Origin of the sequence: Streptomyces sp. AM 2-1-1 (assembly GCF_029167645.1) — a bacterium.
GTDB lineage: Bacteria > Actinomycetota > Actinomycetes > Streptomycetales > Streptomycetaceae > Streptomyces.
This window is the reverse complement of record NZ_CP119147.1, coordinates 6509265-6523540: the sequence shown is the minus strand read 5'-3', so window position 1 is coordinate 6523540 and position 14276 is coordinate 6509265. Positions and strand designations below refer to the sequence as shown.

The following is a 14276-nucleotide window of genomic DNA, read 5'->3' as shown; positions in this document are numbered from 1 at the left end:
GTCAGTTCTCCAGCACCGCACGCAGTTCCCACAGGGCGCGCCAGGTGGCCGACCCCTGCTCCGCGCGCCTGCGCACGGGCCCGTCCCAGTAGCCCAGCAGCCGGGCCGCGTCGGCGGGGTCGTCCTTGCGGACGACGCCGAGCAGGTGGCCGGGGAGGAGCGAGAGGACGTCCCGGTCGCCGGGGAAGTAGGCGGCGGCCAGGCCCAAGGCGCCCGCCACGGAGACCGCCTCCGCGGTGCTCATCACCGTGGAGGGGCGCTCGACCTCCCAGCCCTCCGCGGAGCGGCCCTCGCGCAGGTCCCGGAAGGCCGTGACCAGGGCCTCGAGGACCGCGTCGTCCACCTGGTACGCGGCGCCCACGCGTTCGACGGCCGCCCGCGACTGGCGCCGGACGAGCGCGGTCTCGGCGTCCACGTCCCCGATGGGGCCCACGGTCTCGAAGTTGAAGCGCCGCTTCAGGGCGGCGGACATCTCCGAGACGCCCTTGTCCCGGAGGTTGGCGGTGGCGATGAGGGTGAACCCGGGAGCGGCGTGCACCTGAGCGCCCTCGCCGCCGGTGAGTTCGGGGACGGCGATCCGCCGCTCGGACAGCAGCGACACGAGGGCGTCCTGGACCTCCGGCAGGCAGCGGGTGACCTCCTCGACGCGGGCGACGGCCCCCCGGGTCATGGCGGTGAGCACCGGGGAGGGCACCAGGGCCTGCTCGGTGGGTCCCTGGGCGAGCAGCAGCGCGTAGTTCCAGCCGTACCTGAGCTGGTCCTCGGTGGTGCCCGCGGTGCCCTGCACGGTGAGTGCGCTGGTCCCGCAGACCGCCGCCGACAGCAGCTCGGAGAGCATGGACTTGGCGGTGCCGGGTTCGCCCACGAGAAGGAGTCCGCGCTCTCCGGCGAGGGTGACCACGCACCGTTCGACCAGAGCGCGCTCGCCGACGAACTTCTGCTCGATGACGAGGCGGCGAGGCACCTCCGCTGCCGGCCGGGCGCCCTTCGGCAGGCTCAGCGGCTCTCCCGCGCTGCCCATCACGAAGGTGACGACGGCACGCGGGGTCAGCAGCCAGCCGAGAGGGCGGGGGCCGGAGTCGTGGGCGGCGAGGAAGGCCAGCTCGGTGGCGTACCGGTCCTCGGGCGGCGTGACCTGGCGGTGTTCCCGGCCGGGCGGCGTCGCCCGGGCGGGGACACCGCCCGTGGAAGGGTCGTCCATGGTGGTGGTGGCGTCGTTCGTCATCGGCGGCGGCCCTTCCGGGTTGCGCGGGTGTCCAGTTCTTCGAAGGCGGGGGCGTCGCCTTCGCGGACCCGCGCCCAGGCGGCTGCGAACAGCTCGGGCACGGGGAGGTGGGGCAGGGTCCGGGCGGACCCCGTCACCGGGTACAGGCGTTCCTTCCAGGTCTCCAGCGGGAGTCCAGGGGCCCCGCGTTCGAGCCAGCCGCAGGGGAGGAACAGGGTGCGGCCGGCGCGCGAGCGCTTCGCCTCCACGACGAGATCCGTGGCGGCGAGTTCCGCGCGGGCCTTCTTGACCCGGGCGGGCTTCCACTCGGTCCAGCGCACGCAGTTGCGGTCCGTCGGGTCGGGCAGCGCGAGCAGCATGAGGTAGAGGGCGGCGGCGTCCGCGCTCAGCTGGAGGGTGCCGGCGGCCTCGGCCACCAACTCCCCCACCGCGCGTGCCGGATCCTGGGCCGGGTGGTGCGGGGAACCGTCGGGGGCACCGGCCGAAGCCAGTGCGGCGGTCTCCTCACCCAGCAGTGCGCGCAGGGCGAGCGGATCCCCGGCGGCGTGCGGGCCGAAGACGCCTTCGACGAGGCCGAACGCCGGGTCGTCGGGTCCCGCCAGTCCGGCCGGCCGGATCAGCAGCCTCTCGTTGGTGCCGTGGCCGGGAGCGAGGAGCAGCGCCGCGCCGGCCCGGACCAGTCCGTCGGCGTCGGCGCCGCCGGACTCGGGGAGCCCGTGGGCGGCGCGGACGGTGGGGCCGATCGAACCCCCCGCCTCGGTCCACTCCAGACCGAGGTCCAGTACCAGGCCCGGGTCGGCGAGGCGGTCACGCAACGCAGCGAGCCCGACGGGCAGGTGCGCCCGCAGGGGGTGCCCGTACGGCAGCGTGTAGGCGAGGGTGCGCAGGGCGGTCAGGGCCGAGGAGACCGCACCCCTCGCGGCTACCCGGGTCAGGACCGGACGACCGGTGCCGTCCGGGACGGCGGTGCCGTGGTCGAGCCATGTCCGGGAGCCGGTGTTGAGGATGAGGTCGACGGCGACGGAAGTGGTGCCCGACAGGTCGAGGTCCAGTTCCTCGGGGACGCGGACGAGGGAGGCCAGGCCCTTCTGCCAGACCTCGGCTGCGGCCCGGACGTCGGGGCCCGTGGACCACAGCTCGGCGGGATCGGCGGGGAGCAGCGCCCGGAGCAGCGCGTGCCGGTCGTCGTGGGGCAGGGCGTCCAGCCTGGACCGGGCCGTCTCGAAGGCACGCGTCTTCACCCCGAGCAGCGCCAGCGCCTCGGCGCCGGGCTCTTCGACGGCGGCCGACAGCAGTGCGACGGACTGGAGGGGGCCGATTCCGGTGGCCGCGTGGAAGGCCTCGGCGGCCTCCGGACGCCAGGGTGCCGGGCCCTGTTCCCGTACGAGGGCGGTGAGCCGGGCGAGCCGGTCGCGGGCGACGCCCGTGTGGTGGACGTGCTCACGGTCCAGGGTGAAGCCGGGGACGGGGCCGAAGGCGCCGGTCGGGTCGTGGTCCAGGGCGAGCCAGCGTGCCGCGTCGTTCAGGGGGTTCCGGCCGCGGTCGGAAATGACCACCACGGTGCGTGCGCCCTTGCGCAGCACCTGGCCGAGGCGGTGCACGACCTCCTGGCGTCCCGTTCCGGGGGTCGCCGTGCCGAACGGCTCGACGAGTTCCACCTGCCGGACCGTGCCCGCCGGGTCGGCCAGCGGGCCCGCGGCGAGCGTGTCCAGGAGGACGAGGAGCGCCGCGCGGTGCTCGGGGGAGGTGGTCGCCGAGGCGGCCCGGTAGGCGAGTTCGGGCAGCGTGTCGAGGAGTGAGGTCCAGCTCAGGGAATCGCCGGGCACGACGTACTCGTCCCGCTGCCAGCCGTCCACCGGGGCGAAGGGCACGTTGGGCGGTGTGGGCGGGCCGAACGCCGGTTCGCCGCCGAGGACATGGTTGACGGCGAGGATCTGCCGGATCGTCGTCCACCGGCGGCCGGCTCCCCACCAGCTGGTGCCGCGCATCCGCTCGGAGCTCCAGGCGGAGGCGTCCCGCAGGGTCGTGTCGTCGCCGTGCTCGGGCTCGTGGTCGAAGAACATGCCTCGGATGCGCGCGGTGTCCTGGGGCGTGGCGGGCCGCACGGGCTCGGGCGGTTCCACGTACCGGGCGGTCGCTGCGGCGCGGTCCACCGCTTCCCGGACGAGCGCGGTGACACCCGTGAGGAGCCGCGGGTCGGACACCTCGGGCAGCACCCGGGCGACGGCCTCCTCGCTCAGTTCCCGCGAGGAGGGCCCGGTGTACTCCTCGACGGCCCGGAACGCCTGGAGGTGCGCGACGAGCGCGTCGACGACCGCCTCGAAGATCTCGCCCGCCCGGGAGTCCGTCAGGTTCCGCAGAGCGGTGGAGCCCCGCTCGTCCCTCGGACGCAGGGCGTGCCAGTAGGCGAGGGGAGGCACGTAGGGGGTGCCCGCCGCGTCGTTGCCGCCGGGGGCGCCGGTGGTGACGGACCACAAACTGCTCCCGGCGCCGTCCGTGTCCGCCGGGTGCACTTCGACGGAACGGTGGTGCAGGGCCGCGACGGGCCGGGAGCCGCCGGGCAGGGTGAGGGCGCCGAGCGGCACCGGGGAACCGCCGCCGGGCAGCGGGTGCGGCAGGGCGACCGTGTGACCGTCGGGGGTGCCCGCGACGATGCGGTGCCCGTCGGCGGGGGCGGCCGTGCCGGGCTCGGTGACCGTGCGGCGCACCCAGCGGCCGAGGACGGTGCCGTCCGTGCCGAACGGGGTCTTCTCCAGACCGGGTTGGAGGGGCAGCACCTGGCAGTGCTCGGTGAGCAGCCGGCTGCCGTCCCGCACCCCGGAGCGGAGGAAGGCGGGGAGGGACGCGCGGCCGTGCGTTCCGGTGGCCGGGTCGTACTCCAGCCACACCCGCTGCGTGCCCTGGTGGCCCTCCCGCCAGTGGCCGGTGCCGTCCGAGATGACGGCGCGCCGGGGCGGGAGGGAGGTGTCTCCCGCGTGCAGGGCTCTGCCGCCGGTGGCGAGGCCCCCACCCGGCAGCGGCAGGGAAACTTCGTCCGCGGCACGGGAGCCGCCCCAGCGGGGGGTCTCCTCACCGCCGACGGTGAACACGTCGGCGGGTCGGTGCGACCAGTAGCCGCGCTGCTTGCCGTCCTCCCACCAGATGACCAGCAATTCGCCGTCGACGTAGCGGAAGGCGTACGTACGCCAGTGGTCCACGGTGCTGGGCGGCCGCACGGTGTGCCGCAGCAGAACGCCCTCCGGGCCGACGACGACGGCCCGTTCGAGGGTGTGGAGGATCAGCGCGGGCCAGGCTCCGGTGACACCCACACCCTCCGACCGGCGGTGCCGCTGACCGGTGGCGGCGGCAACCTCGGCGGCGAGTTCGGTGTAGGTCTCGTCGAGCGCGGGCCAGCCCAGTTCGTCGAGGACGCCGGTACGCAGGGTGGCGGCGAGCAGCGGCACGATGTCGTGCTCCTCCAGGAGGCGCACGGCCTCGGGGGCGACGTCCGCGGCCACGGCGCGGAACGCCGAGAGCCTGTTGAAGGCGGTGTACAGCCCGGGGAGACCCCGCGTGGCCGCGTACTCCTCGGCGCAGGCGGTCAGCCACTCGCGCAGGATCGCGGAGAGGACGGGGTGCGCCGCGAGCTTGGCCATGCCCGCGTCGTCCAGTCGCTGACCGCGTCCGTCGCCGAGCCCGCCGACGTTCCGGCGCAGCAGGGCGCGGAAGGCCGGTCGCGCGGCGACGGCGGCGAGATCCCGCGCACCGGGCGCGGTGTCGCTGAGCCACTGGCCGACCGGGAGACCGCGGGTGCCCGCGTCCTGGTCGTCCGGCTCGGAGACGGGGACGCCGGAGGCCAGGCAGAGGTCGAGGAGGTCCAGGTCGGCCGTGGTCTGCCAGCGGCCCTGGAACAGTTGGACGGGGCGTCCGTCAGCGCGCAACCGGTCCGCCATCCGGGCGGCCAGGTCGAGGGTCTGCGGGCTGCGGCCCGAGGTGACCCGGTGGTTCCGGCGGTGTGCCTCCCAGCGGGCGAGCCACTCCGCCGGGGAAGGGGAGACAGCGTCGTCGGAGGTGTCCGGGACGGCGGTCAGCAGCTCCTCGGCACCGGATTCGGCCAGCAGGGCGAGCCAGCCGCTTTCGCCGTCCGTGTCCCGGCCGCTCTCGCCGAAGGTCTCCGGGAAGAAGGTGAGGAGCCGGATCCGCACGCTCGCGTCCCGTCGGGCCAGGGCGACGAGCGCGGAGCGGTAGGCCGTCCAGAACGGAGCGGGGGCGCGGACCACTCCCGGTGAGTCGATCAGATCCGCCACCAGCTCGCGTTCGGCGGCCTCGCGGTCCAGCCCGGCGGCCTTGACCAGCGCGCGCACGTCCTGCGGCAGCGCCGCGTACGGAGGCACACCGGCCGCGCAGCGTTCGACCAGCAGGCGGCGGAACTGCGTCCAGGCGTCCGCCGCTCCGAGCCGGGCCACCAGATCGCGCACGTACTGCCGCAGCGCCTTGACGGTCAGCGCACCGGCGAAGGCGAACTCCAGGAAGACGGCCCGTTGCCGGTCCTCGTCCACCACCAGTCCGTGCACCCGCTCGGCCTCGCGGGCCTTGCCGAAGAAGGAGGCGGCGTACGTGGTGTTCTCCGCCTGGAGGAAGAGGCGTGCCACCTGCTCGTAGTAGGTGGGGAGGAAGTGCGGCACGGCACGGCCGAGCCGGGTGCCGAGCGCGTCGAAGCCCTCCTTGGCGGCCCCGGCGCGGGTCTTGGCCTGCCGGCCCAGCCGCTCGATGTCCTTGACCAGAGCCAGGGCGTGGTGCCCGTTGGCCGGGTCGTTGACCAGCGCCCACGCGGGGAAGCCCAGGGTCTCGCGGCGTACCTGGCCCACGACGGGGGCCTCGGCGGTCCGGGTCAGCCCGAGGAACTCGAGGGCCAGGTCCTCGGCTTCGCCGAGCGTGCCGGGCACCAGCCGGACCACGGGCCGGTCGCCGAGGGCGTGGTGCGTGTACGCACGGGCGGTCAGCGCGTCCGCGTCGTCCCGGTCGGTGGTACCGACGGGGAGGATCGCGCCCGCGTCCAGCAGGGCCGCCGCGCGGGCCTCGTCGACGGGAGCCGCGCCGCTGTCGCCCCGGGCCTGGACGGGAAGGGACACGGCGCCCGGTGCCGCCGGACCGGTGGGGGTGTTCGTCGTCGTGATGCTCATGCCGCTCGCTCCTCGTCCGCCACGTCGCGGCCGGCGTAGAGCGCCGCCGCCATGCGCATGCCCTCGGACCACGCGACGGGGCCGACCTCGGCCAGCGTCAGCGCACGCCCTGCGGGGTCGGTCCAGCCCAGGGGGCCCGTCTCGGTACCGGTCTCGTCGTATCCGTCGTGTTCGCCGATCCAGATACGCGCCTCGGCGGTGGCGCCGCCCTCGATGACCGGGCAGATCGCGTATCCGCCGCGCGCCCGGTAGCCGAGCTGGGTGACGCGACCGTGCAGGAAGCGCACTTCCTTGAACACGCCGCCGCCGTAGGTGTCCACGGAGGTGGTCTCCGGGGCGAGCCCGGGCGGGCGGCGCCACACCTCGCGGAACAACTGGTCCACGTGCTGGCGCACTCCCAGCTCGACCGCGAACTCCCGCAGCTCGTCGAGGTCGTCGAGGAGGACGGGGTGGGGCACGCTGACGATGTCCGGGGTGATGCGGACCGTGTCGCCGTCGAGGTCGACGAGTCCGAGTCCGCGGTCGGGATCGACATCGCGCAGGAACCCGGCCACTCCACCGTCCGCGCCGGTGACCACCACGTCCCGCAGGGCCGCCTGCCACGCCGGGTCGGGCCAGACCCGGGCGAGCACGGCCGTGGGGACGGGAAGCGACCGCACCATCCACTGCTCGACATCGCTCAGGCACTGGTGCTCGTGCCGGGTCAGCCACTCGGTCAGCTGCCGGAGGCCCACCACCGCCGGGTCGTCCCTGAGGCCGGCCGGGACGGATTTCAGCCGTCGGCCCTTCCCGTTGCGGCAGACCACTTTGCCCGCTTCCAGGGCGACTTCGTAGTCGCCCGCCGGAACCCACCCCATGCGCTGTTCTCCCCGTCGTCCCGTACGGCCGCCGAACCGGCGGCACGCTGATGAAACCCGCCGACGGCAACGGACCGTGACGAGTGGAAGAGACTCTAGGCGTCGCCAGTGACAACGGGTCCGGCTCCCTCCGCCCCGCCCTGCGGGCCCGCTTCCGGCAGGGGCCGCCCGGGCGGGTGGCACGCCGTGCGGGACCGGGGCACGTGCGCCGCAGGAGGCATCCGTCGGGTTCCGGGACCGCCACTCCTCACGCCCCGGCGGGGATACCGGCCCGTCAGCCGCGGCCCGCCTGCCGACCGTCGGGGCAGAAGCCGCGCGTGCCGGGGTGGGTGAGGGTGACGCCGCATTCCGGCCATGTCCTGTGGGCGGACCCGGCGGCCCGCCGAGCCGGCCCCTGGCCCGGCGGCCCCCGCCGGCCGGTGTGGTCAGCGGCGTGGCACCCGCGTTCCCCGGCGTGCCGTCAACCGGTGACCGGGGCCGGGCGTTCCCGCCTCCGGTCCGCCGGAGACGGGACGTTGCGCGGGGCAGAGCCCGGGGAGGATCGGAGCGGGGGCGGTGGAAGAGGCGTGACGTGTACCGCGACCGTCGGCCGGGGCGGAGGATGGGCGGCAGGGGTGCCGGTGGGCGGCGGTGCCACCGCGGTCAGGCGCAGGCCGGGCACACACCGCGGTAGGTGATCTCCACCGAGCCGACGGCGAAGCCGAACCGCTCGGCCTCGGGCAGGTCACCCAGGGCATCGCCGGCCGGGTGGACGTCTCGGACCGTGCCACAGCCGGAGCACACCAGGTGCTGGTGGGGACGGCGCGCGTTGGGGTCGTAGCGCTTGGCCCGGCCCACGGTGGACACCTCCAGCACCTCGCCGAGCGCGACGAGTTCGCCCAGCGTGTTGTAGACGGTCGCGCGGGAGATCTCGGGGAGACGCGCGGCGGCACGCAGATGCACCTCGTCCGCCGTCAGGTGCACGTGCTCACCGTCGAGCACCTCCGCGACGACGCGCCGCTGCGAGGTCATCCGCCAGCCACGATGCCGCAGCCGCTGAAGGAGGTCGCTCATCTCGTTTCACCTGCTCCGCTTCGCGGGGAGCAACCACGGCCCTCGGAAAGATCCGCTGACGCCGCGCCCCGTCATTATGGTTTTAGCGCACTTCTTGACTTGGACGAAGTCCATCGTAGGATCGAACCCGGCGACATCCAAGAGACAGGAAGACTCCGGTACGGCAGCAGAGACACGTGACGGGACACCGCCGGTCGAGCGCCGTCCTCGTCGCACCGCCCGGCATACTCCGCATCCGTGTCGCGTGAGGTGTCCGCGCGGACCAGGGCGAGACTCTGGCACAGAGCGTGCCCCTTCTGCACGGCCCGAATCCTCCTCCCCCGTTCAGCGCCCACCGACCCGCCGGGTCCGGAAGGATTGTCCATGACCGAGAACCACGAGTCCCACGTCTTCGATCCCGTCACCCCGGACTCGCCCGAGACGGCCGTCCCCGAGGTACCCGAGGCACAGGCGAGCGGGTGCCCCGTGGCCCACGGCCGCGCGGCGCACCCCACCCAGGGCGGCGGGAACCGCCAGTGGTGGCCGGACCACCTCAACCTGAAGATCCTCGCCAAGAACCCCGCCGTGGCCAACCCCCTCGGTGCGGACTTCGACTACGCGGCCGCTTTCCGATCCCTCGACCTGCCCGCGGTGAAGCGGGACATCGCCGAGGTGCTCACCACGTCGCAGGACTGGTGGCCGGCCGACTTCGGCCACTACGGACCGCTGATGGTCCGGATGGCGTGGCACAGCGCCGGCACCTACCGCATCAGCGACGGCCGCGGTGGCGCGGGCGCCGGTCAGCAGCGCTTCGCCCCGCTGAACAGCTGGCCGGACAACGGCAACCTGGACAAGGCCCGCCGCTTGCTGTGGCCGGTCAAGAAGAAGTACGGCCAGGCACTGTCCTGGGCCGACCTGCTGATCCTCACCGGCAACGTCGCCCTGGAGACCATGGGCTTCAAGACCTTCGGCTTCGCCGGCGGCCGCGAGGACGTCTGGGAGTCGGAGGAGGACGTCTACTGGGGTCCGGAGACCACCTGGCTCGACGACGAGCGCTACACCGGCGACCGTGAGCTGGAGAGCCCGCTCGGCGCCGTCCAGATGGGCCTGATCTACGTCAACCCCGAGGGCCCCAACGGCAATCCGGACCCGATCGCGGCCGCCCGCGACATCCGTGAGACCTTCCGCCGGATGGCGATGAACGACGAGGAGACGGTCGCCCTCATCGCCGGTGGCCACACCTTCGGCAAGACGCACGGCGCGGGCCCGGCCGAGAGCGTCGGTGCGGACCCCGAGGGCGCCCCGCTGGAGGAGCAGGGCCTCGGCTGGCGCAACTCCTACGGGACAGGCAAGGGCGGCGACACCATCACCAGCGGCCTGGAGGTGACCTGGACCAGCACGCCGACCACGTGGGGCAACGAGTTCTTCCACAACCTCTTCGCCTACGAGTACGAGCTGACCAGGTCCCCCGCCGGTGCGCAGCAGTGGATCGCCAAGGACGCGGAAGCGACCGTCCCCGACGCGCACGACGCGTCGAAGAAGCACAAGCCCCAGATGCTCACCACCGACCTGGCGCTGCGCTTCGACCCGGCCTACGAGCAGATCTCGCGCCGCTTCCACGAGAACCCGCAGGAGTTCGCGGACGCCTTCGCGCGCGCCTGGTACAAGCTGACGCATCGTGACATGGGCCCGATTCAGCGGTACTTGGGTCCCGAGGTGCCCTCCGAGGTGCTGCTGTGGCAGGACCCGCTGCCCGCGCGCACCGGTGAGCCGCTGGACGCCGCGGAGATCGGCACGCTCAAGGAGCGGGTCCTCGCGACGGACCTGACGGTGGCACAGCTGGTCTCGGCCGCCTGGGCCTCGGCCGCGTCCTTCCGCGGCAGCGACAAGCGGGGCGGCGCCAACGGCGCCCGGATCCGCCTGGAGCCGCAGCGCGGCTGGGAGGCGAACGACCCGGACGAGCTGGCGCGGGTCCTGCGGGTCCTGGAGGGTGTCCGGGAAGCCTTCAACGCCGACGGTGGCAAGCAGGTGTCGCTGGCCGACCTGATCGTCGTCGCGGGCAACGCGGCCGTGGAGCGGGCGGCCGCGGAGGCCGGTGTCGAGGTGGAGGTTCCGTTCACCGGGGGCCGGGTCGACGCCACGCAGGACCAGACGGACGTCGAGTCCTTCGCCGCCCTGGAACCCGTCTACGACGGTTTCCGCAACTACGTCGGCAAGGGCAGCCGGCTGCCCGCCGAGTACCTGCTCCTCGACCGGGCCAACCTGCTGACGCTGAGCGCCCCGGAGACCACCGTCCTCGTCGGCGGCCTGCGTGTGCTGGGCGCCAACACCGGCGGCTCGAAGCACGGCGTCCTCACGGACCGCCCCGGCACGCTGACCAACGACTTCTTCGTGAACCTGCTCGACCTGGGCACCACCTGGAAGTCGACGTCCGCCGCGCAGGACGAGTTCGAGGCCCGCGACGCGTCCGGCCAGGTCAAGTGGACGGGCACCCGCGCCGATCTGGTCTTCGGCTCCAACTCCGAACTCCGCGCCCTCGCCGAGGTGTACGCGGCCGACGACGCGCAGGAGAAGTTCGTCAAGGACTTCGTCGCCGCCTGGGCCAAGGTCATGCACCTCGACCGCTTCGACCTGGTCTGACCGTGACCGGGCCACGGCTGTTCCACCAGTAGCCGGCACACTCCGGCTGCGGGGCCGGTGCGCACGCACCGGCCCCGCAGTGCTGTCCGCCGCACGGAACCCGCTGATCCGCGCGCAGCCGCTGGGGTCAATTCCCTCCGGAGGGAGCCTGCCGGCAGTTCTTCCCCCGCGCCCGGTGGCCGCCGGGGCGATGATCCGCGTGACCCATCGACCGGGCGGACCAGGAGGAAACCCGGTGCCTCCCACCCCCCTCCGGGGAACGCCGGTCCCCGCTCACCCGTCGTACGGGGCGCTCATCGCACGGTCGTCCTGTATGCGGGCGGTGACCTCCGTGCCGAGGACGACGGACCGGATCGGTCGCACCCGTCGGAGCCCGGGCGCAGCGGGTCGTCACCCGGTGTGGAGAAGAGGGCGCCGCCCACCTTCACGACGCGCCGCCTCGTCACCCGCGCCGAGCCTGCCGACTTGCCGCGCCCGGACGATGCGGGATGGTGAGGGGGGTGGTCCGCGAAGGGAGCCGGCAGCAGTGGACGCTTCCATCGATGAGGCCGCGGTACTGAACGCGCTGTTCGCGGACTCGCCCCAAGGCCTGTTCCTCTTCGACGCCGACCACAGGGTCACGCGCTACAACCCCTCCGGCCGGGGGGTGCGCGAGCTGTCCGCCGAAGAAGTGATCGGGCACGAGATCGGGGACTTCGCCCCCGGTTTCGACGCGGACACCGCCGCGGCGCTGATAGACGAGGCATTCGCGACAGGTGAGCCGTTGCGACGCCGGCTGGTACGGGGACGTTCACCGTCGGCCCCGTACGGGACCCTCGCCCTGGAGATCTCCTTGTTCCCGCTGAGCGGCTCGGCGAAGGGAGCGAAGCGCCTGGTCGTGGGTCTGGTCGAGGACGTGACCGAACGGCAGGCCGCGGCGGACCGGCTGGCGGTTCTCAGCAGCGTGCACGCGGCGCTGGGCTCGACGCTGGAGACCCGGACCATCGCCGACGGACTCGTCCGGTCCCTCGTGCCCGCCTTCGCCGACGCCGTGAGCGTGGACCTGCTGGACGACGGCGGGGACGTCGCGGGGCCGGCGGTCCCGCCGCCGCACGACGCTCCCCTGCGCCGTGTGTCCTTCGCTCCGGCCGGGGCCGCTCGGAGCCGGAAGGACGGCGACAGCCGCCCGTTCCCCTTCGCCACGCCGTACACGCAGGCCCTGGGAGACGCGCGAGCACGCCTCGTGCGGGTCTCGCAGGACACCCCGTGGCTGTCCGCCGCCCCGGAAGACCTCGCTCCGTTGATCACAGCAGGCGTGCACTCCATGATCGTCGCTCCGCTCGTGGTCCGGGAAACCGTCCTCGGACTGCTGACCCTGTACCGGCGCCGGCCGGACCCCTTCGAGGAAGCGGACCTGGACGTGGCCCGGCAAGCGGCGAGCACCGCTTCCGCACACTTCGACAACGCACGCAGGTACCACCGCGAGAGCACGATCGCCACGACCCTGCACCGCAGGCTGCAACCCGGTACCATCCCCGAGCTCACGGCAGTGGAGACCGCTCACGTCTACCTGCCCGAGACCGCCGGTGGCGACTGGTTCGACGTCATTCCCCTGTCCGGCGCCCGGGTCGCCCTGGTGGTCGGCGACGTCGTCGGTCACGGCATCGAGGCCGCGGCCACCATGGGTCAGCTGCGGATCGCGGTGCGCACACTCGCTCTCCAGGACCTGGAACCGGACGAACTGCTCACCCATCTGGACGAGGTCTGCGCCCAGCTCGTGGATACCGCCGCGCGGAGCGGGAGCGAGGAGGTGGCGACGTGCGCCCTCACCGTCTACGACCCCGTTTCCCGGCGCTGCACCATGATCCGCGCGGGACATCCGGCACCGCTGGTCATCGACCCGAACGGAACCCGCCGCACGGTGGACGTTCCGGAAGGGCCTCCCCTGGGGGCGGGCGGCGGGCGCGCCTACTTCGCCGCCGAGACCGAACTCCTGCCGGGCAGCCTCCTCGCCCACTTCACCCACGGCCTCCTCGACGCCGGCGGCCACGACCGCACGACCGCCGCGCGCGGTCTCGCGGACGTGCTCGCCTCCTCCACCCGGCCCTTGGCGGAGCTGTGCGACACCGCCGTCTACCGGATGGCGCCGTCCCGCCACGACGACGCGGTGCTCCTGCTCGCACGCACCCGTGTCCTCCCGCCGGACCGGGTGGCGGACTGGACGCTGCCCGCCGACGCCTCCGTCGTGGGAACCGCGCGACGGCTCGTCGAACGCCAGCTCGCCGCCTGGGATCTCGACGACGCCGCATACGCCACCGAACTCGTCGTCAGTGAACTGGTCACCAACGCGATCCGTTACGGCACCGGGCCGGTCCGCCTGCGCCTCATCCACGACCGCGGCCGGTTGCTGTCCGAGGTCACCGACGCCAACAGCGCCAGCCCTCATCTGCGTCACGCGCGGGAGAGCGACGAAGGAGGTCGCGGGCTCTACATCGTGATGCGGTTCAGCAACCGCTGGGGCGTCCGCCACGGGCGCCGGGACAAGACCATCTGGTGCGAGCAGCGGCTCGACGGACCGTCGACCGACGCACCGGCCGAAGATGCGTTCGACCTCGACGCCGTACCGGAACTCTGACCGGCCCTCCGGAGGGCACGAACCCGTTGCGCCGGCTGGTGGCCGGTCGCCGCGGCTGAGCCAAGAGGTCGCCGGGACCGACACGCGCACGGACCGGTCACGGGTGGTACCGGCGGGCACACTGACCGCCCCGGCTGGTGGTCCCGTCCGTGGATACGACCCCTGCCGACGTCACGACCTCACGTCGGCGGGGGTCGCCACCCGAGGTCCCGGGCCCGAGCCCGCCTCCCCCGGTGGCCGGGAACCAGGAAAGGGATCGGCGCGCCCGGACGCCGGGACGACGGCTCAGTGCCGTGGGAGCGGAGCCGCTGTCCGTGTGTCGTCGCTCCGCGCCGCGACCTGGTCCACGGCCCAACGGCCCGGTCCCAGGGCGGCGATGAGGAGGAAGGCCCAGCAGAACATCGCGGCCGCCTCACCGCCGTTCTCGATGGGCAGGAGCGCGGTCCCCTGGTGGGTGCTGAAGTAGGCGTACGCCATGGAGCCGGAGCAGATCAACGCGGAGACCCGCGTGCCGAAGCCCACCAGCACCAGGACGCCGCCGACCAACTGGATGAGGGCGGCCCACCAGCCGGGCCACTCCCACAGGCCGGGGGACGCGCCGTGGGCGCCGCCGAACACGTCGAACAGGGTCGCCGCCCCGTGGCAGGCGAACAGTAACCCGATGACGGCGCGGAACAGTCCGAGTACAGAATCACGGTTCTTGTCGAGCAGACCCATTGGTTTCCTCACTCTCGCTGGATCCCGGA

At 73.6% G+C, this 14276-nt stretch carries 7 protein-coding genes; 2 read left to right on the top strand and 5 right to left on the bottom strand.

What is annotated here, in order from left to right; all coding sequences use genetic code 11:
* Nucleotide 1: 1 nt before the first annotated feature.
* The 4 genes from PZB77_RS28370 to PZB77_RS28355 all read right to left on the bottom strand — a co-directional run bounded on the left by PZB77_RS28370 (nucleotide 2) and on the right by PZB77_RS28355 (nucleotide 8297).
* Entirely contained in the window at nucleotides 2-1225 is a 1224-nt protein-coding gene (locus PZB77_RS28370) for an AAA family ATPase (protein WP_275495482.1), read from the bottom strand.
* Complete coding sequence (locus tag PZB77_RS28365; RefSeq protein ID WP_275495481.1) at nucleotides 1222-6387, bottom strand: hypothetical protein; 5166 nt, start codon at nucleotides 6385-6387, stop codon at nucleotides 1222-1224. Before PZB77_RS28365 ends, PZB77_RS28370 begins: the two co-directional genes overlap by 4 nt.
* Nucleotides 6384-7244 carry a DUF4132 domain-containing protein gene (locus tag PZB77_RS28360; RefSeq protein WP_275495480.1) on the bottom strand — a complete coding sequence of 287 codons (861 nt, stop codon included), beginning with the start codon at nucleotides 7242-7244 and terminating at the stop codon, nucleotides 6384-6386. Before PZB77_RS28360 ends, PZB77_RS28365 begins: the two co-directional genes overlap by 4 nt.
* Before the next feature lie 642 nt (nucleotides 7245-7886).
* Nucleotides 7887-8297: a Fur family transcriptional regulator gene (locus PZB77_RS28355; protein ID WP_275495479.1), complete on the bottom strand. Its 411-nt coding sequence runs from the start codon at nucleotides 8295-8297 to the stop codon at nucleotides 7887-7889.
* 363 nt (nucleotides 8298-8660) lie between these two features.
* On the opposite strand from PZB77_RS28355, the gene katG reads away from it, so the two are divergent.
* The gene (gene katG / locus PZB77_RS28350) at nucleotides 8661-10916 is read left to right on the top strand and encodes a catalase/peroxidase HPI (protein WP_275495478.1); all 2256 of its coding nucleotides are present in this window, start codon (nucleotides 8661-8663) and stop codon (nucleotides 10914-10916) included.
* 526 nt (nucleotides 10917-11442) lie between these two features.
* The gene (locus PZB77_RS28345) at nucleotides 11443-13530 is read left to right on the top strand and encodes a SpoIIE family protein phosphatase (RefSeq protein WP_275495477.1); all 2088 of its coding nucleotides are present in this window, start codon (nucleotides 11443-11445) and stop codon (nucleotides 13528-13530) included.
* A 285-nt stretch (nucleotides 13531-13815) separates the two neighbouring features.
* Here PZB77_RS28345 and PZB77_RS28340 read toward each other — a convergent pair whose 3' ends face one another.
* A complete protein-coding gene (locus PZB77_RS28340) occupies nucleotides 13816-14247 on the bottom strand; it encodes a DoxX family protein (RefSeq protein WP_275495476.1) in 432 nt (143 codons plus the stop codon).
* Between the last annotated feature and the right edge of the window lie 29 nt (nucleotides 14248-14276).

Bases quoted from the DNA above. Each gene is read 5' to 3' on its own strand.
- PZB77_RS28355 (WP_275495479.1), bottom strand. From the start codon at position 8,297: ATGAGCGACCTCCTTCAGCGGCTGCGGCATCGTGGCTGGCGGATGACC.
- PZB77_RS28370 (WP_275495482.1), bottom strand. From the start codon at position 1,225: ATGACGAACGACGCCACCACCACCATGGACGACCCTTCCACGGGCGGT.
- PZB77_RS28365 (WP_275495481.1), bottom strand. From the start codon at position 6,387: ATGAGCATCACGACGACGAACACCCCCACCGGTCCGGCGGCACCGGGC.
- PZB77_RS28360 (WP_275495480.1), bottom strand. From the start codon at position 7,244: ATGGGGTGGGTTCCGGCGGGCGACTACGAAGTCGCCCTGGAAGCGGGC.
- katG (WP_275495478.1), top strand. From the start codon at position 8,661: ATGACCGAGAACCACGAGTCCCACGTCTTCGATCCCGTCACCCCGGAC.
- PZB77_RS28340 (WP_275495476.1), bottom strand. From the start codon at position 14,247: ATGGGTCTGCTCGACAAGAACCGTGATTCTGTACTCGGACTGTTCCGC.